The organism is Sphingobacterium zeae, assembly GCF_030818895.1.
Taxonomy (GTDB): domain Bacteria; phylum Bacteroidota; class Bacteroidia; order Sphingobacteriales; family Sphingobacteriaceae; genus Sphingobacterium; species Sphingobacterium zeae.
Window position 1 is genome coordinate 2,387,045 of sequence record NZ_JAUTBA010000001.1, and the last position, 19,016, is coordinate 2,406,060.

The 19,016-nt window shown below is 40.0% G+C and carries 15 protein-coding genes; 7 read left to right on the forward strand and 8 right to left on the reverse strand.

Going from position 1 to position 19,016, the window contains the following annotated elements; all coding sequences use genetic code 11:
• Nucleotides 1-43: 43 nt before the first annotated feature.
• Nucleotides 44-325, reverse strand: a complete 282-nt coding sequence (locus QE382_RS09860; protein WP_307185737.1) for a GNAT family N-acetyltransferase — start codon at nt 323-325, stop codon at nt 44-46.
• Nucleotides 326-618: 293 nt separating this feature from the next.
• On the opposite strand from QE382_RS09860, the gene QE382_RS09865 reads away from it, so the two are divergent.
• Nucleotides 619-1,044 (forward strand): cold-shock protein, encoded by a 426-nt coding sequence (locus tag QE382_RS09865; RefSeq protein ID WP_209574556.1) that lies wholly within the window; start codon nt 619-621, stop codon nt 1,042-1,044.
• A 187-nt stretch (nt 1,045-1,231) separates the two neighbouring features.
• Here the strand turns inward: QE382_RS09865 and QE382_RS09870 are convergent, their stop codons facing one another.
• Nucleotides 1,232-1,738: a GNAT family N-acetyltransferase gene (locus QE382_RS09870; RefSeq protein WP_307185738.1), complete on the reverse strand. Its 507-nt coding sequence runs from the start codon at nt 1,736-1,738 to the stop codon at nt 1,232-1,234.
• A 119-nt stretch (nt 1,739-1,857) separates the two neighbouring features.
• On the opposite strand from QE382_RS09870, the gene QE382_RS09875 reads away from it, so the two are divergent.
• Entirely contained in the window at nt 1,858-2,349 is a 492-nt protein-coding gene (locus QE382_RS09875) for an SRPBCC family protein (protein ID WP_307185739.1), read from the forward strand.
• A gap of 118 nt (nt 2,350-2,467) precedes the next feature.
• Here QE382_RS09875 and QE382_RS09880 read toward each other — a convergent pair whose 3' ends face one another.
• From QE382_RS09880 to QE382_RS09895, 4 genes are all read right to left on the reverse strand, one after another.
• The gene (locus tag QE382_RS09880; protein ID WP_307185740.1) at nt 2,468-3,088 is read right to left on the reverse strand and encodes a hypothetical protein; all 621 of its coding nucleotides are present in this window, start codon (nt 3,086-3,088) and stop codon (nt 2,468-2,470) included.
• Between the two features lie 1,275 nt (nt 3,089-4,363).
• Nucleotides 4,364-4,825, reverse strand: a complete 462-nt coding sequence (locus QE382_RS09885; RefSeq protein ID WP_307185741.1) for an RrF2 family transcriptional regulator — start codon at nt 4,823-4,825, stop codon at nt 4,364-4,366.
• A 96-nt stretch (nt 4,826-4,921) separates the two neighbouring features.
• On the reverse strand, nt 4,922-6,124 hold the full coding sequence (hmpA, locus tag QE382_RS09890) for an NO-inducible flavohemoprotein (RefSeq protein WP_307185742.1): 1,203 nt from the start codon (nt 6,122-6,124) through the stop codon (nt 4,922-4,924).
• Nucleotides 6,125-6,351: 227 nt separating this feature from the next.
• Nucleotides 6,352-7,191 (reverse strand): DUF4846 domain-containing protein, encoded by an 840-nt coding sequence (locus tag QE382_RS09895; RefSeq protein ID WP_307185743.1) that lies wholly within the window; start codon nt 7,189-7,191, stop codon nt 6,352-6,354.
• Nucleotides 7,192-7,349: 158 nt separating this feature from the next.
• Here QE382_RS09895 and QE382_RS09900 point away from each other — a divergent pair, with 158 nt between their 5' ends.
• From QE382_RS09900 to QE382_RS09910, 3 genes are all read left to right on the forward strand, one after another.
• On the forward strand, nt 7,350-10,772 hold the full coding sequence (locus QE382_RS09900) for a trifunctional glycoside hydrolase family 18/polysaccharide deacetylase/glycosyltransferase family 2 protein (protein ID WP_307185744.1): 3,423 nt from the start codon (nt 7,350-7,352) through the stop codon (nt 10,770-10,772).
• A gap of 136 nt (nt 10,773-10,908) precedes the next feature.
• Nucleotides 10,909-12,432, forward strand: a complete 1,524-nt coding sequence (locus tag QE382_RS09905; protein ID WP_307185745.1) for an NAD(P)H-hydrate dehydratase — start codon at nt 10,909-10,911, stop codon at nt 12,430-12,432.
• Complete coding sequence (locus QE382_RS09910) at nt 12,413-12,814, forward strand: GNAT family N-acetyltransferase (RefSeq protein WP_307185746.1); 402 nt, start codon at nt 12,413-12,415, stop codon at nt 12,812-12,814. Before QE382_RS09905 ends, QE382_RS09910 begins: the two co-directional genes overlap by 20 nt.
• A 68-nt stretch (nt 12,815-12,882) precedes the next feature.
• Here the strand turns inward: QE382_RS09910 and QE382_RS09915 are convergent, their stop codons facing one another.
• Nucleotides 12,883-13,470: a sugar O-acetyltransferase gene (locus QE382_RS09915; protein WP_307185747.1), complete on the reverse strand. Its 588-nt coding sequence runs from the start codon at nt 13,468-13,470 to the stop codon at nt 12,883-12,885.
• Nucleotides 13,471-13,686: 216 nt separating this feature from the next.
• Here QE382_RS09915 and QE382_RS09920 point away from each other — a divergent pair, with 216 nt between their 5' ends.
• Nucleotides 13,687-15,900, forward strand: coding sequence for a glycosyltransferase family 4 protein (locus tag QE382_RS09920; protein WP_307185748.1), 2,214 nt, complete (start codon nt 13,687-13,689; stop codon nt 15,898-15,900).
• Here the strand turns inward: QE382_RS09920 and QE382_RS09925 are convergent.
• Complete coding sequence (locus tag QE382_RS09925; protein ID WP_307185749.1) at nt 15,872-17,356, reverse strand: glycoside hydrolase family 130 protein; 1,485 nt, start codon at nt 17,354-17,356, stop codon at nt 15,872-15,874. The two genes, QE382_RS09920 and QE382_RS09925, sit on opposite strands and share 29 nt — an antisense overlap.
• A 127-nt stretch (nt 17,357-17,483) precedes the next feature.
• On the opposite strand from QE382_RS09925, the gene QE382_RS09930 reads away from it, so the two are divergent.
• Complete coding sequence (locus QE382_RS09930) at nt 17,484-18,956, forward strand: aminoacyl-histidine dipeptidase (protein ID WP_307185750.1); 1,473 nt, start codon at nt 17,484-17,486, stop codon at nt 18,954-18,956.
• Nucleotides 18,957-19,016: the final 60 nt, after the last annotated feature.

A 19,016-nucleotide genomic window follows, 5' to 3' on the forward strand; every position in this document is an offset into this window, starting at 1 on the left:
TTTCAAAAAAAAGCCGTTTTATCTTCTCGATAAAACGGCTTTTTTATGCTAATACATCTTGAAACGCTATTGTCTTTTCAAAGATTGCTTTGGCATATGGACAATTAGGAACAATTTTTGCGTCGTTCTTTCGTGCATAGTCAACTGCCTCCAGTACTAATTTTTTGCCTACACTCATTCCTCTGTATTCTTCGTACACTTCCGTGTGGTCAATCGAAAATTCATGATCGTTTTGCCACGTGTACTCTAAAATTCCGGCTTCATTATTTTCAATTTCTGCAACGAAATTACCTTTTTCGTCTGTCTCAATGTTTTTTATTTCCATAATTTTTTTTAAAAAATAACGTCTTAAAGGACGTTTTGTTTTATGTAATTTTTATTTTTTTGCTCACTGTCATGTTTGTCTAATTCGCACTTCTTTTGCATCTACCCATGATTAAAGCAAAGCACTTGTTATCGTGCAACAGTAAAGCGAATAAGGATAGGCAATATGTATTTTTTAAAGAATTTTTCGTATATTTGCAATTATCTCCTCAGAATAAATCGCATTTTTATCTTTTCAACGAAGCTCTAAAGGTCCGAAACCTCCGCGGGAACATTTACTTTAATCCATATTGAATGAGCAAAAGCCAAATCACATTTAACAAAAAAGAACGAGAAAAAAAGAAATTACTCAAGAAACAGCAAAAAAATGAGAAAAAGGAATTCAATAAAACAAACAATGACAAGGGAAAATCTTTGGAAGAATTGTTTGCTTATGTTGATGAACATGGGAATATCTCAGACAGACCTGCAATAAAATTGAAAGAAGGTGAGAGTCCAAGTATGGTCTCAAATCATCATGATGAGTATTCCTTTGGAAAAGTCGTGCACTATAATAACGATTCCAACTATGGATTCATCAGAGACAATGAAACGCAGCAATCTGTTTATTTCAACGACCGCCTGGTCGGGCAGAAATTGAATTTAAATCAGAAAGTGAAGTTTAAATTTAAGAGTGCTAAGCAAGGCGCGCAAGTGACTGAAGTCTTGATCGAATACTAGCAAGAAGAAAAAACACTGGAAATTTCAGGTGTTTATGATAGTAAGGCCCTTTGTTTGATGTCAAAGTTGTTGAAGTCAAACAAAGGTTTTTTTTTGCATTTTTATTACTGTGCATAGGAAACAGACCAATCCTCCTAATATGATTTATGGCATGGTTACATGATTTACTTTTTGCGCAGCTCTTACGTTACCGATTCGTTTTCCATTCAGATTTACAAATCTGCATGTTGAGGCTTTTCCAGGTTTCATCCTCAATTGATACTTCCGAACTAATGTTTTCGTTGATCCGAAAACCTACTCCTTCATAGCATCGAATCGCGCTGGAATTCCATTCATAGACATTCAGATCAGCTGTGTCATAGTTGCCGTCTATAAAAAGTAGCTTAAGGAGTGCATTTACAGTGCTTTTGCCATAGCCTCTATTCCGTTTGGAGCTTTTTGCAATTAAAATACGGCAAAGTCTTGGGGTGTGCCGCTCGAAGTTTAATTCACAATGTCCAATAATTTCTTTAGTTGCTGTATCAGTTATCTTAAAGATTTGTCGCTTTGGATCTCTAATGTATTTTTCAAGTTGCTGGTCGGTAAGCGGAAAAGAAAAATAAGGCCCTGCAAACTGCAATAGTTCCCTTGCTGATCCAATCCACGATTTAAATAGTGGGAAATCTGACTTTTCGAATTGAAGGAGTGTTATCATGATTGTTGTTTTTTGTAGCCATTCGGATAGCGAAGATCCAATTTAGACAATTTTGGCAACCGATTCCAAAAATAACCCCTAATTTTACGAAATTGATATACAATTTATTACCAGACATTATGCCGCAGCTTATTTTAAATACCATGATAGACGCTCCTTTATCTGTCGTTTTCGACTTGTCACGTAGTATTGATCTGCATAAGTATTCTGCAAAGAAAACTGGAGAGGAGGCAATCGGAGGGGTGACGACTGGCTTGATGGAGATGGGACAGCAGGTTCGGTGGCGTGCAAGACATCTCGGGGTCAGACAAACCTTAACTGTGCGGATAACTGCTATGGAAAGGCCTTATTTTTTTGAAGATAAAATGATCCACGGGATCTTTTGTTTCATGGAGCATCAGCATTTCTTCGAAGAAGTTGAACATGGAAAAATAATTATGCGCGATATTTTTAATTTCGAGGCACCGTTTGGGGTTTTGGGAAGACTTGCAGAATGTCTTTTTTTAACACGTTATATGCGACGCTTTCTTGAGGAGCGCAATCAGGTAATCAAAGAAGTTGCTGAATCAGGTCGTTATATAGCCTATATTCCAGACGAGCTTTTTTACTAGTGGGCGAAAGATTGATTGCCTTCGGTTAGCGCATTTTGCTATTGGTCTAAAATTTTATCGAAGGTAGCGTTGAACTTTCCTATTGTTTTCCCGAAACAATTCCTGCGCTTTCCTGTATTTAATCATTCCGTGCAACGACAACCAGATTTGGATTTTTCTCACGAAGTTGCTCCTGTAAGAAGTCAAATGCCCCTTTTTGATTCATTGTAACTTGGTGGATTTTGTTGAATTCATTGTAGAAATAGACGCGATAGCTATTAGGGCCCCGGTAATTGCGCATGATTTTCGTTTCAATGCGATGGATCTGATTAATTTCAATACGTTTATTTCCGATCAGCGGGAAGAACAGCAGCTCATTTTTAAAAAAAACATAAGGCGCTATCGCTGAAAAGATGCGGGTCAATCGTTTGGTGTATTGCTCGTAGGTAGCAAGGTCATCGATGTTTAGGTATTGTAATGCCCGAATAAATTTTTGGTTCTTCCTATAAACTACCCAGCTTAAAAGCCCAAATACAAAACCTAAATAAATGAAAAGAAACGATAGGGTAGGGAGTGATTTGTAGAAAAATGTAAGCCTATCTTCACTGCCTAACCAGTGTTGAAAAAAGGCGGACAGGAAAAATCCGTAGGAAAATGCGAACATCGTGATGAAAATTCCGACGATTACATTGCGGGTCTTCCTGATCTTTTTAAGCTCTGTTTTTAAGAAAAATTGCAATGCTGAAGGTTCGTAGCGCATGAAGTTTTTAAAAATTTAAATATAGTAAAATGGTTTGTGTTCTAATGTGAAAATTAAATCTTAACAATTTATAAGCCGCTTTTATATGATGTGTAGCTTTATATTTTGCTAGTTATCTAATTGTATTATAAATTTCTATGTTTTTAATAGGTTGCCTTTGGGTTGTTTACTATTTTTTAAACTTATTATTTACTGATGCGAAGCATCTTATTTTCAATTTTTTGCTCTTGTGGCTGACACCACGCGGTTAAGCTGTTTTAGCGCGTGTATCCTTTTATTTTTATTGACGGCCTTTGGGGCTAGAGAAGTAGAAGATGCTGTCTTAAATCAATTAAAAATACGCTTAACAGCTATATCTTATGGCAATATTATATTTGCTGCTCTTAATTTCATCATCTATTCACAAGGATAGGTAAGATTTCTATTGGTTAAGCGTTTCTTTTTCCACAGTTCCATTTAGAGGCTTTGTAGCCATTTTTAATTTTCCGCAATATGAGTATGCGTGAATTTCCGTTTATTGCATTAGATCGCATCAAATACCTGCTAAATCGAAAGTTTGCACATTGCCTGGATCAATTCGGTCTATGTCGATTTACATCAATGTACCATGGACAAGCCGAAAGAGGTATATGGTAGGCGATCGCTCCAAACCGATGCTATTTAATACGGGACAAGGGGTGGATAAAATTTTATCCACCCCTTGTCCCGTATTAAAATATGCCTTTAAAAACTTTTTTATTGCTAATTTTTTTATTTAATTAAAATCGACAAAGTATTGTTTTTCAATTTTTAATCATTATTATGTGTAGTATTTTTGTAACCTTATGCTATATCATGTGAAATCGCTCTTATAGTCAGTAAATAATCTTCTTTTTTTACTATTTAATCCAAAGGAAAGATGAAATAAAGGTGTAGGCATAGCAATATAGGCTCTTAGAAAATGTAATCATTTTCCTTGTTTGTAGTGCTGCGTAACTATAATGTGTATTATCCTCAATCGGTTATATTGAGACGGTAGTTCATTGTCATACCGATTCCGACATATGACTGTTGCTTATGTTTTAGGGAATTTATCAGTTTATAAGGCGATCGTATCGATTGAAGTTGGGGTGCGGTAGATACTATTTTTTTTAACTATTTTTTTAATATAAAAATCTTATTTTCAGTACTATTGTGTAGTTTATATATATTCATGGTTACTATTTAAAATAACAACATCTGGACATGACAATTACACTGCAAACATGTTTGCAATCTTAATCTTTAGCCTGATTATTATGTTTTTTTCGGATGGATATGCATTTTAGTCAATAGAATTTTTCCTTTAATAAGCTCATCATTAAATTGGCCAACGGTCGTTTTTTGAAGCATTTCCGAAAGGTTATTGCGTATGGTCTTGAACTCGTGGTGTAGGGGGCAAGGATACTGTTCGGAACAAAATTCAAGTCCCATGCCGCAGCCAACAAAAAGGCTTTCACCATCGATAGCTTTAACGACTTCAGACAGTGGTGTAGACATATCTCCATGGTCGAGGTAGAATCCACCACCAGGTCCTTTCATGGAGCGAATAATACCGGCTCTGCTTAGATTCTGTAATATCTTACCTAGAAAAGCTTCCGGAGAATGAATGCTTTCAGCTATTTCTTTTATGCCAACACGCTTATTCTCCTGAGAGCTTTGAGCGATAAAAAAAACTGCCCGTATTCCATATTCACAAGTTTTAGAAAAAATGCCCATAATTTTCTTGCTTTTTGCAAATGTACAAAATCAAAAATAGCCATCCGCTAATGATTACAAATTAGGGATGACTATTTAAGGGATGGGGTGCAGCTGTTAATTTAATGGCAAAGATGCCGGGCCAAATTCCTCGAAATGTATGTTGTCAATATCAACACCCTGAGTGGTTAAATATTGAAAGTGTTTTTTAATAAAGCCAGATGGGCCACAAAGGTAATAGTTTGCTTCCTGTGGAAGATGAGCGGCGTCTATCTTAGCCAGATCGACCCAGCCCTCGATTACGTTCGTACCTACATCTACTGCCTCATCGTAGAAAGAAAAAGTAATCATATGCTGCTGCTGGCTTTCCAATGTTTTTATCCTTTCTTTAAATGCGTGAAAATGCGGATTTCTACAACCGTGGATCCAGGTTACAGGTGTCGATTTTTTCTTGTCAGCCAACTGTTCCAGCATGGCAATTAATGGAGTCTGGCCGACACCGCCACTAATAAACACATGCGGTTTTTCATTCTCCATTAGCAGAAAAGAACCTGTTGGCGCTGTGAGTTCTAGTTGTTTGCCCACCTCCAAGTATTGGTGTAAAAAATTGCTCACCATACCCTCGGGCTTTCCTTCAGGAACTTCTCGTTTCACAGAAATCCGAAGATACTCGCCATTGCTAGCGTCTGAAAGACTATATTGTCTTGGTTGGTAGAGCTGTAATTCAGGAAGAAACACGCGTACACTGACGTACTGGCCTGCCTCATGTTTCGGGACGGGGCCACCATCCGTCGGTTTGAGATAAATAGATTGGATCTCGGAAGTCTCATAAACCATTTTTACAATCGTAAATGGTTTCCAGCCTGTCCATCCACCATCTTTTATAATCATTTGATCGTACAGATCCTTTTCCATTCCGATCATCAAGTCTGCTAATTGGAAATAGGCAACTTTCCAGGCTTCAATAAGTTCCTTTGTCGCAGCATCACCCAATACTTCCTGTATAGAAGCCAATAGATGCTTACCAACAAGCTGATAATGCTCGGGGCGAATATTTAGGCTACTGTGTTTTTGTCCAATATGCTTTACTGCAGATAGAAGAACCATAGGGTTTTCGATATGCTCTGCATAGGCCAACACGGCGTTAGCCAACGCCGTTTGTTGTCTCGTATTTTCTTGGTTTCCCATATTGAAAATATGTCTAAGCTCGGGATTATGCCTGAACATACGTTTGTAAAAATAACTGGTAAGCGCTATACCATGTTCTTTTAAAACAGGAACAGTACTCTTTACTAATTCTTTTTGTGCTTCAGTAATCATGATAAAATATTTAAATAGCTTTTTATCTTTTATTTGATCGGAATAAAAAATGAAAAAAATCCGCTCGCTGTGAGGAATTTTGAAAACCTTGATAGGATTCATTTGCAAATGACTATCGACACAAAAATATAAATTTAATAATAAAAGACAAAAAGATCTTTTATTTTATTGTAATTGTTGAGCTAGCAAACAGTCGAGGCGTTTAGTTCGATCTGGACCGCTTTAGGCTATTCCCAGGTTTTTAGGTTTTTCGGATAAAATGTCCATTCAGGAGTTTTTATCAGGTCTTGATCTATATCATACCAGGGACTGAGTTTGCTATCGTTCCAATTGTTTAAAATTTGTATATCTTGAGCTGGCATGTAGCTTTGGGCGAGCAGCACAATTGTCTTCCCACTATTATCCTTGGCCAGATCAACAACGATAACTGCATGGCCAATGGGCGACCCTTTTTGAATGAAAGTGTCTCCAATTTTAACTTCTTGGGTAGTCTTTACATGATGAAGTTCGTCGTGTAGTGAAGCGGTATTAGCGTAGGCGAAGATGTACTCCAAGTACTTCCAATAGGTTGGGTAGGAGTAGTCTCCCTTTGCGTAGTTTGTATAGGCTCGGGGTTTGCCATCAGAGAGAAAGTTGAATTTTATATCCTTATAGCGCTTTTGTCCGTATAAATAATCCGCCCGGAGCCGCATGACTGCATCGGCACACTGATGTAAATCTCGTTTTCCTATGTCCAGTTTTACAACACTATTGTAGATATTTTGTCTAGGTTTAATCTTTCCATTGTAATAATGTACCTCCCGATCGATAGGGTAAAGTGGAAGATTTTCAAGGAAATTTCCAAATGCATCAGCTTTGTATTGCAACCTTTTGAATCCTTCTGGTAATAAAAAACGTGATCTGACCGTCATTCCATTGGGGTCAATAAATTGATTTCCGTTAGTCCGTATAGCTTCCTTGGATGCTGAATCGATAGCTTGTGTTTTCGACGCAGTGATATTGGGCTGTCCACAACCTAGGAAAATCTGACAAGAGAATAAGGGAATGAGTATAGATAGTGGTCTCATATTTCTACGTAGCGTATTGTAATCTAGCGAATATACTTAATTTTAAGCGGAAATCGAGCGAGGAATAGAGCTTTAAAATTAAGAAATTTTTAAGCTATTGATTGGCCCTTTGGATCATTTTCTGATGTAGCTTAGCCGAAGTTAATAAGAATACGATTATGTCAGAAAAACAGATTTTTCAGACGTCAAGCAAAAAGCGCTGGTACGCTTTTTCATGGATGAGCAGGGCATTGGTAATTGGTTTGATCATTGGTGTTATCGGTGTCGTTTATACATTGGGTAAGATCCAGATTCCTCCGTTTCCAACAATTAATACCAACACGCCGTTGACTGAAAAGTCTACTGCAAGATTAAAGAAATCAAAGCGATTCAAGGAATTTACCATTCTAAAATCCGAATTGGAGAAGATCAAACACGATCGTGATCTCAAGCATCTAAAACATATTGGCTCAAAAAGTAGGATCAATATGGGATTTTACGTCAGTTCCTGGTCAAACGAAGTCCGTGAGCAGTCCCTATCTGATTTACGGCGCAACATCGGTCATTTGGATATGGTCGCCATGGAGTCATTTTTTACAGTACCCAATCAGGATACGGTGGTAGATAAAGCAGATACTGCCGCGCTTAAGGTTATTCATCAGTATAAGCGTAAAGCTATCGCACAGATTTCAAATTTCAGTGGTAATGATTTTGACGGGCAAACCGTAAAAGCAATCTTAGTGGATCCAGATAAACAACAACGTTTTATAGACGACATCCTTCTTAAAGTGAAGCGCAATGGTTTTGCAGGCATAAATATCGACTTTGAGAATTTACAGTTGGATGACCACCAGCCATTAAACGATTTTATGGCCCATATCTATACCGTATTTCATACGGAGGGCCTGCTTGTCACGCAAGATATTTCGCCCGAAAATGATGATTACGACCCGATTGCCTTGCAGAAATATAATGATTACATTATCTTAATGGCCTATGATCAGCATTCTATTGAAAGTAATGCAGGCGCTATCTCCCATCAGGCATGGGTCGAAAAAAATCTCGATGAGCTCTGCAGTAAGGTCGACGCGGACAAGGTAATTTTGGCGTTGGCATGTTATGGCTATGATTGGCCTAAAGGTAGTGTTGGACAGACATTGACTTATGATAATGCCGTCATTTTGGCGCATAATTACAATGCCAAGATTGCTTTTGATCCCGAATCGGCAAATCTAAGTTTTAATTATACCGACGGAGGAGGAATGTACCACGATGTTTACTTCACAGATGCAGCAACCTATTTTAATCTTATCCGTGAAGCTGATGACTGGGGATTAGCCGGTATTGCTCTTTGGCGTTTGGGTAGTGAAGATGCCCGATTATGGTCTTTTATTTCAAGATCATTAAGTCAAGAAAGCTTAAAGAAAGATCCATTTGACTTTGGAAAGATACAACACATCCTTGTTGGAGGGATTCAATATATTGGCGATGGGGAAATTTTGGATTTGGTGAATAGTCCCGCCCCCGGGGAAGTTAAATTTACTTACGATCCACTGACGCTAATGATTCAGGACCAAGTGTATGTAAAAACACCGAGTAATTACGTTATTAAGCGCTTTGGAGAAAGAGACAAGACGGTGGTGCTCACATTCGATGATGGGCCTGATCCAACATACACACCGCAAGTATTGGACATCTTAAAAAAAGAACGTGTTCCGGGAGCTTTCTTTCTTGTGGGTGTGATGGCTGAGAAAAATATGGATCTGGTCCGTCGCGAATACCAGGAGGGACATGAAATCGGTAACCATACTTTTTTTCACCCCGATATGTCCACAATAGGGCCAAATCGTGTTAAGTTTGAGTTGAACGCCACCCGAAAGATCATTGAATGTATAACCGGTCATAGTACAATTCTTTTCAGAGCTCCTTTTAATGCGGATGCCGAACCACAGACGGTGGCCGAAATTCTGCCCGTGGCCCAGAGCCGTAAAGAGAACTATATCAATATTGGCGAATATATCGATCCCAACGATTGGTTACCTGGCCGTACAGCAGATGAAGTCTATAATGAAGTCATCAAACAACGCGATAATGGAAACATTATCCTATTACATGATGCTGGAGGCAATCGAGAAGCGACCATAGCCGCCTTGCCACGTATTATTCATTATTTTAAATCTCATGGATATAAATTTGCAACGATTGGTGATTTAATGGGCAAAAAACGAGATGAATTGATGCCACCTGTTGAAAATGCTTCCGATTCGGGATTTAGTGGATCTTCCAACCGCTTGTTCTTAGGAACCTTGTTTTATGGTAACATCTTCTTGAATCTGGTTTTTTCCATTGCCATTGTATTGGCAATTTTTAGAACAGCAATGATTGCTTATTTGGCAATCCGGCAAAAACAAAAAAGTAAAAAAGAGCAATCTCAATTGGTTGTGGATCCTCGGGAGAAGGTAAGTGTGATCATTCCTGCCTATAATGAGGAAATAACCGTACTGGCTACGATAAAAAGTCTTTTGAATTTGGATTATCCAGATTATGAATTGGTTTTTGTGGATGACGGATCGAAAGACAAAACGTTTGAGCTGGTTAGTAAGGTGTATGGCGACCATCCTAAAGTACGGCTGTTTACCAAACAAAATGGGGGCAAAGCTTCTGCGCTTAACTATGGTATCCAACAATCCCAAGCGCAGTTTGTACTCTGCATCGATGCCGATACGCAACTAAAGACAGATGCATTAAAACAATTGATGAAGTATTTTAATAAGGGCCAGGTTGCAGCGGTTGCCGGAAGTGTGAAGGTCGGTAATGTACATAATATTTTGACGCATTGGCAATCGATCGAGTACATCACCTCACAGAATATGGATCGACGAGCGTTTGATCTGCTCAATATGATATCGGTAGTGCCCGGAGCAATTGGCGCCTTTCGTAAATCCGCTGTTTTGGAGGTGGGTGGATTTACAACCGATACCCTGGCGGAAGATTGCGATTTAACCATGCGTATATTAAAAGCCGGTTATATCGTTCGGAATGCATCAGAAGCAATTGCGTATACCGAAGCGCCAGATACGGTTGGCATGCTCTTTAAGCAAAGATTCCGCTGGAGTTTTGGTGTATTGCAAAGTTTTTGGAAGAATAAACAGACCTTATTAAATCCTAGATACGGCTATTTTGGTATGGTTGGAATGCCCAATATTCTGATCTTTCAGATCATACTACCGCTATTTGCGCCTTTGGCGGATATATTTATGTTGTTCTCCTTGGTGAGCGGTCTTTTCTCCCTAAGTGAGGTAAATGGTATCAGCTGGACAGGAATTGCAGGACTGTTTTCATTGCATACCGGTTTTGGTCAGGTGATGTTCTATTACTTCCTTTTTGTGGTCGTCGATATTTTCTTTGCGGCTATTGCGTTTAAGTTGGAAGGCGAAAAGCTCGTCAGTTTAATTTATTTGTTTCCACAACGTTTTTTCTGGCGCCAACTGATGTATTTCGTTTTATTCAAGTCGGTCAGAAAAGCCATTAAAGGAGAATTAAATACATGGGGTACTTTGAAACGAACTGGAGGCGTGAAGCAGGTCACAGCAAGTGAATAGAAAATACTTATTGACAGCGAAAGCATTGGATCGGCATGACATACTGTATGAGCACCACTATCCTTTGCTAAAAAGTATACTGAGTATTTTTATTTGATCTCAGGATTAGTTACTTTCAATAAAAATAAGAAGAACGATGAAGATACTATCCGCTCAGCAAATGAGGAGTGTTGATGGCGAAACTTTAAAGGATCAAGGTGTCAACAGCCTGGATCTTATGGAGCGTGCCGCAACTGGTGTTTTTGAGGAAGTTAAAAGACTTCATCCCAAGGTGGAGTGTGAAACTTTTTACATTTTTTGTGGCAAAGGGAACAATGGTGGTGATGGTCTGGTGCTTGCTCGCTTATTGAGTCAAGAGCAGGCAGTGGTAGAGGTCTATCTCATCGATGTGGAGGAGTATTCCGCTGACAATCTTGCTAATCAAAAGCGTTTGTCCAACCAGGTAATCCAAAAGATCAATCCCGAAGAGCAGGTGGTTATTCCTAGCAGTGCAATCGTATTGGATTGCCTTTTTGGTTACGGGTTAAATACAGTACTCACAGCAGAATGGAACGGTATTATTTCTAGTATAAATGGATGCGGTGCAAGAATCTACTCTGTGGATATGCCTTCTGGGCTTCTCGCGGATAAAAATACACCACCTGAAGCTCTAGTTGTTAGGGCAGACTTGGTGTTTACTTTTCAGGCGCCCAAGCTCGCCCTACTACTGCCAGAAAACCAATGGTATGTCAAAGACTTTAAGGTGTTGGATATCAATCTCAGTCGGCTGGCCATTGACGAAACAGAAACTAATCTCTTTTATGTTGATCAGCTCCTTGTCGCCGCTTTTTATCGAAAGCGACGGAAATTTGATCATAAAGGGACATTTGGTCATACGTTGATTATTGGCGGGAGTAAGGGTAAAATGGGAGCTGTGCAGCTTGCACTACGGGCAGCTCTTCGCGCCGGATGCGGTTTAGCCACAGCATATGTTCCCGCCTCTGGCAATACGATCTTACAGACTGCTGTGCCCGAAGCAATGATCTTGACAGATCCTGAAACGGATTTTATTAGCCAAATCCCCAACATCACGAGTTATCAGTCTATTGGTATCGGTATTGGTATGGGTACAACGCAATATACTATTGATGCCTTAAAGGTATTTATTTCTACTAAAAGTAATACCCCGTTGGTATTAGATGCCGATGCATTGAATATTCTTGCTCGAGATCCTGATCTATGGGCATTTGTACCGGCAGAGAGTATATTGACTCCACATCCAAAAGAGCTTAGTCGAATATTAGGTCCTTGGAAGGATGATTTTGAAAAGATGGAAATGGTGAAAGCTTTCGCCCTCAAACACCAGTTTTATATGCTGGTTAAGGGGGCCAATAGCATGATGGTTATGCCCGATGGGACACTCTATTTCAACAGTACAGGGAATGTTGGAATGGCGACGGGTGGCAGTGGCGATATCCTGACTGGTATTATTACAGCGCTTCTAGGACAGGGGTATTCTTCCAAACAAGCTCTTATTATGGGAGTGTATATCCATGGACGTGCAGCAGATATTGCGGTAGAGAAGATTGGAGTCTATTCCTTGTTGCCTTCCGATACAATCAACTATCTTTCCAGTGCACTGATTGCAATAGAACAGGAGTATGATGGATTGGTACATTGAACAAGTTTTTGCTGCCCGAACTTGGAAACTGCGAAAAGAAGTCTTTTCTCCGGGTGGGAAGCTTGGAGAAGTGATGCTAGATGGTGATTTTGAGGGCACGCATTTTGCAGCCTACGATGGAAATGATGTCGTTGGTGTTCTCAGCCTAATTTCTCTCGGTGATAACTACAAGATCCATTTTCTTGCCGTTGCTCCACATGTTAGAATGAAGGGGATAGGCACGGCATTATTAGGCTATGCTACACGATTTATATCTACATTTAACGGTAGAGTTGTGCTAGCCGAAGCCCTTCTTGATCAACAGCACTTTTGGAAAAAGAACGGTTTTGATGCGGGAAAGCAAAACGATACCACCGTCACCTATTCATTAGCGCTAAGGTAATTTTATTCGCCAAGGTCAGTAAAGACAATAATAGGGTGCTCCCGATCCATCCAGCATGTGTGGCTTTATTAACTTTCGACGTAGTCGATTCGATCCGATTCAGTTATCGGGCGAAGGATCCGGCAAGGATTGCCAGCCGCTATGACGTTTGATGGAATATCTTTAGTAACGACTGATCCGGAGCCAATCACCGAATTTGTTCCGATCCGCACGCCGGGATTGATAACAACATGTCCACCTATCCATACATTATCTTCGATAACGATTGGCAGCGCAAATTCCCAGCCTTGATTTCTTGCTTCAAAATGAATGGGGTGACCAGCGGTGAATAGGCTCACATTAGGTCCAAACAGTACGTTATCGCCGATAGTAACTGGAGCACAGTCTAAAATAGTGCAATTATAATTGCTGTAGAAGTTTTCACCAATGGTAATGTTATAGCCGTAGTCACAACGAAAGGGAGGCTCTAGAAAAAAACGATGTCCTGTTGCGTGAAATAGTTTCTGAATAATCTGTTTTCTAAATTTAATTTGTTTAGGTTCCGAATCGTTAAATCGCTTAAGCTCTTCTTTGGCGTATTGCCTATCTTTAAATAACTGTCCATCCGAATCAAGGTAGGGAAGGCCAGCAATCATTTTCTCTTTTGGTGATTTCATTCAGTACTTAGTTTTAAGTGGCAAACATAGATAAATTGATGATTAAATACAATACTAATCTAACGACCGTTCATTGAGGGAATTCACTCCCCAAGCACGTTTTCTTTGAAATCTTACTGATGTCACAAAACAATTTTCATCCGAAAAGCATTTAGATAATGTAGCACACGTATGCTTCGGCCCTGTTCTGGGCTTTATCCAATAATTATTATTTCAATGAAGATCGCTTATATAAGTACCTATTTACCGAAAGAATGTGGTATTGCCACCTTTACATCAGATTTGTTGCAGGCTGTTGCGCTGCATAATGAGGAATTGACACAACATGTTTTTGCTGTTGCGGACCGGGATTATGTATATCCCAGTGAAGTTGTTTTCCAAATAGACCAACATGCTCAGCTTTCGTATATTGAAGCGGCCAACTATATTAATGAAAACGGTTACGATTGTGTGATATTGGAGCACGAGTACGGTATCTTTGGTGGTAATAGCGGGATGTATATCTTATCCTTGATTAATGCACTGCATATTCCATTACTGGTTAATTTTCACACCATCCTTGAAAAGCCGAATGTCGATGAAAAAGCTATTCTCATTGAAATCGTTAAGCGGGCTTCCATTGTTACTGTAATGAGCAACTATGCGATAACATTACTCAAAAATATTTATAGGGTCAATACGACAAAAGTTGTATTAATACATCATGGAGTGCCGGAATTTACCTTGGATCACGAACTTGCAAAGTTTAAAAAAGGCCTTTCGGGGAAGAAGGTTCTGTTAACCTTTGGTTTTTTGGGACGAAATAAGGGCATTGAAATGGTGATTGAATCCCTACCCGAAGTTGTGAAAGATGAGCCTGACCTCGTGTATCTCATCGTTGGTAAAACACACCCGAATGTATTGGCGCATTCGGGGGAGGAATATCGGGAGTATCTCGGCAGTCTAGTAGAAGCCTACCATTTGGAGCAACATGTTCGATTTGTGAATTCCTTCGTCAGTCAGACCGATCTTGTCGAGTATCTATGCGCCTGCGACGTCTATGTCACTCCTTATATTAACGAGGCGCAGATTACCAGTGGGACATTATCGTATGCCATCGGAGCGGGAGCAGCGGTAGTGTCTACTCCTTATTGGCATGCCAAGGAATTGCTTGCCGATGGAAGAGGGGTGCTTGTTGAATTTAAAAATTCCGCCAGAATGGCTGAAGTGCTTAAAAATCTGTTCTCAAATTTAGATTATCGCACCACATTGCGAGACAATGCGGAGGCGTTCGGGAAAGAGTTAACTTGGAAAAATATAGGCCTTCGGTATACGCGGGTTTTGGAAAAAATCATTCCAACCTCAGACGGCCTCAAAGAAAATGTAGCCTTTACGAAAGATGAGATGCCCAAATTCAGCTGGAAGCATATTGATCGACTTACTAATCAAGTCGGTATCTTACAGCACGCCACGTATTCCCTGCCAAACTATAAAGAAGGCTACTGCATCGACGATAATGCCAGAGCACTTCTACTCACCTTATTGGCTCAAGACGATTTTGCTGATAAGAAGTTAGATCGTCGAATCTCCACTTACCTCAGTTATATCTATTATCACCAGCGCGAAGATGGACTATTTCATAATTTTATGGATTTCCAGCATAATTTTCTCGATGACATCGGTTCGGAAGATTCTTTTGGGCGGACAATATGGGCCTTGGGCGTACTTCTTCGTAAAACTGAATTGACAAGCTACTATCAATTGGGACGCGAATTATTTTTTAGAGCTGTGCCCAATTTTAGTCAGTTACGCTCCATCCGTGCGATAGCGTATACCGTATTGGGAATTGCAGAATATTTGCACGACCAATCCAACGATGAAGTGATGATAGAGCTGATTCGGACTCTTATTGGTAAGTTGGTGTGGGAATACGACGCGAGTTCTGATGAACATTGGCAATGGTTTGAACCTGTATTGACTTATGACAATGCGATATTGCCCTATGCGTTATTGGCTGCTAGTTCATTTTTAAACGACGATAAGATAAAACAGTTGGGACTATCTACACTCAAATTTCTAGAAAGCATAACCATACAAAATGGCGCTCTTTCATTGGTTGGAAATCAGGAATGGGCTAAGCAAGGTAAGCATATCAGCAAATTTGGCCAGCAGCCTCTCGATGTAACGGCGATGGTATTTATGTATCGCGAAGCATTTAAACTGACGAATAAGAAAATCTATTTTAACCGAATGATTGCCTCGTTTCGCTGGTTTTTGGGAGAGAATGATCTTCGTCTTGGACTTTATGATGAGGAAACCAAGGGTTGCTGCGATGGTTTGGAATCGTATGGCATCAATAGAAACCAAGGGGCTGAAAGCACCCTTTGTTTCTATTTGGCTTATATTGAGGTATATCGTGCTTTTAAATATAGCGATCAGGGTTTAAGATAGCGAGTAGTAAATCTTCGAGTTTGATAGTAGCGTAAGTGGACTCATAATCAGACATCGCATACGGTAGAATGAGGTGGTCATTGTGCACAATCGCTCCACACGAATAAATGACGTTGGGTACATATCCTTCCCGTTCTTCATCATTGGGGGTCATCAAGGGGCTATGTAGGCGACCAATTTCAACATGGGGGTTATCCAGGTCCAAAAGGGAGGCCCCCAAAACATACTCCCGCATTGGTCCTACGGCATGAGTAAGGATCAGCCAGCCATATTGCGTTTCTATTGGTGACCCACAATTACCAATCTGCACAAATTCATATGGATACTCGGGCTCTTGGATGCGGATCGCAGTTTCCTGCCATATATTAATATTATTAGAGTAAGCAATATAATTGTTCTCACCGTCGATGCGGCAGAGCATGGCATAGCGTCCGTTTATTTTTCGGGGAAATAACGCAGCCCCCTTATTGGCGATTTCACCATAGATAGGTTTCACTTTAAAATGGTAAAAATCTTTTGTGGTCAATAGCTTAGGGAGAATGCTAAATCCGTCATAGGCGGTATAGGTGGCATAATAGACGCTCTCACCCTTCTCATCTTTGAATTGGACAAACCGCGCATCTTCAATACCTCTCTTTTCGGTGTCAGCGAGCGGAAAGATCACGCGTTCTGAAATAGAAGTGTCCCAAGAGAATGTCATTTCATAATGCGAGGAAGCGAGCCAGAATGCCTGCTGTAAAAATGTTACATTTTCAAGGTTTTCCTCGCTATCCTGGCGCACCTCATCAATGTATCGCTTCAGTTCCTCGTACGTAAAGGTATCTGTCAGTTTCGCCTCTAGTTTAGACTTTACTTCAGTAGGCTCGGCATGTAGCTCATTCATCTTCTTTAAGAAAGATTCCTTATGATAACGATGATTTTTGACTTGAATAGGTTTATCCAATAAACTACCGACATAGTCAATATGAATATTATTGTTAACATCCAATGTGCCCGAGCGAAAAACGATAGAAGAAACATGGCCTTCACCAGTGGCCCTGAAACTTAAAATAATACGTTTTTCCCCTTTAAATAATTCTGTTTGGTCCGGATGTTCTATGATGGACGGATTAAACAAGGCCGCCGACTCTATCGAATACTCCATGGTAAAGTACGAGCCGATCAGTAACTTGTCAATATGACTTAATTTCTCTTTTGAAAAAGGAATCTTTGCCAATAAGTGGCTTACCCGATCAAAATTTCGTTCAAAGATATGAACAATGCTCCGATGTCTTTTGGTATAGCTTCGCAGAACCTGCCCAAAGACTTCCTTCCGTTGCGATTCGTTAAGGGATAAAATGCGTTTAATGACTTTGATGGTACGATCATCTCCTAGAAAAAAGAAACGTGCTAGTACTCTTTTTTTATCTGGCTTAAAGTAAATATCTTTTCGTTCAACTTGTACTGGTTTATGCATAATATTATGTTCATGTTTACATCCTTATTAGAACGAATCACGCCTATCTTTTGTTTTTATTCCCAGTCAATAATCAAAGGATATCTGATAAAAATCGAGTAACTTTGGCTGAGGAAAATTTTAAGATATGATTGAATATAGTTTAGATACGTTAGAGCCGAAAGCAATTTGGAGGAATTTCGCTGCTCTAAATGGGGTGCCAAGGGCTTCAAAAAAAGAAGCACGCGTGATTGCTTTTATGGTAGACTTTGGAAAATCACTGGGGTTAGCGACAAGTGTAGATGAGATTGGAAATGTGCTTATTAAAAAGCCTGCTACTTTGGGAATGGAAGATCGTAAAACGATTGTACTGCAGTCGCATTTAGATATGGTGCACCAAAAAAACAACGATACTATTTTTGACTTCGATACCGAAGGTATAAAAATGTATGTGGATGGTGATTGGGTAAGAGCAGAAGGCACCACTTTGGGTGCGGATAATGGTATTGGTGTCGCGACAATCATGTCAATTTTGGAGTCATCTGCTATTGTGCACCCAGCTATTGAAGCTTTATTTACCGTTGATGAAGAGACCGGAATGACTGGAGCGTTAGGATTAAAAGGTGGTGTGCTCTCGGGCGAAATCCTGTTGAATCTGGATACCGAGAATGACACCGAGATTGATATTGGCTGTGCAGGAGGGATTGATGTAACGGCAACACAGTCGTATAGTGCAGAACCTTGTCCTTTTGACATGCTATCCTTTGAACTTACGGTGAAAGGACTGCATGGAGGACACTCCGGAATGGATATTCATAAAGGTTTCGCGAATGCAAATAAGGTGATGAACCGCTTACTATATAAAGCTTATCAACAGTATGGGCTTCGTATTGCGTCGCTTTTGGGCGGAAGCCTGCGCAACGCCATTCCGAGAGAAAGCGTTGCCAAAGTGGTTGTCGTTAAGGATAAGGCAAGCAGCTTTGTTCAGAATCTGACTCAATTGGCGCAGGATATTAAATTGGAATTTGCCACAACGGAACCGGCTATGGAAATAGTCGTTAGGCAGACTGATGCTGCTTACGCAGCCGTAGTTCCGGTAGAGGTCCAGGAAAATCTAATCAACAGTGTTTATGCGGCCTTGAATGGAGTATACCGTGTGAGTGCCGATTTTGAAGACCTGGTAGAAACCTCCAATAATATTGCTAAGGTTGAAGTCGGTGGCGAAAAGGTTTCCATCAAATGTTTAATGAGATCTTCGGTGGAAACATCTAAATTTGATTTAGTCCAATCTTTGCAGGCTGCATTCGAACTAGGTGGTTTTAAGGTGGATTTTTCGGGCAATTACCCCGGATGGTCCCCCAATCCGAATTCTGAAATTTTGGAAATACTAAAATCCATTTACACGGTACAACACGGTGAAGCGCCAGAAGTCGTGGCCTGTCACGCTGGACTCGAGTGCGGTATTTTAGGCACTAACTACCCTGGAATGGATATGATTTCTTTTGGCCCCACAATCTTAGGGGCACATTCGCCCGCAGAACGCGTCTCCATTTCTTCTGTGCAGAAGTTTTGGAGTTTTATGCTCGAAATTCTTAAAGAGATTCCTAAAAAACAAATTTAAATAGCAGCATTTTTAGTCATCGACAGATAGTCGATATAATACGGCAGTAGATCATGTAAA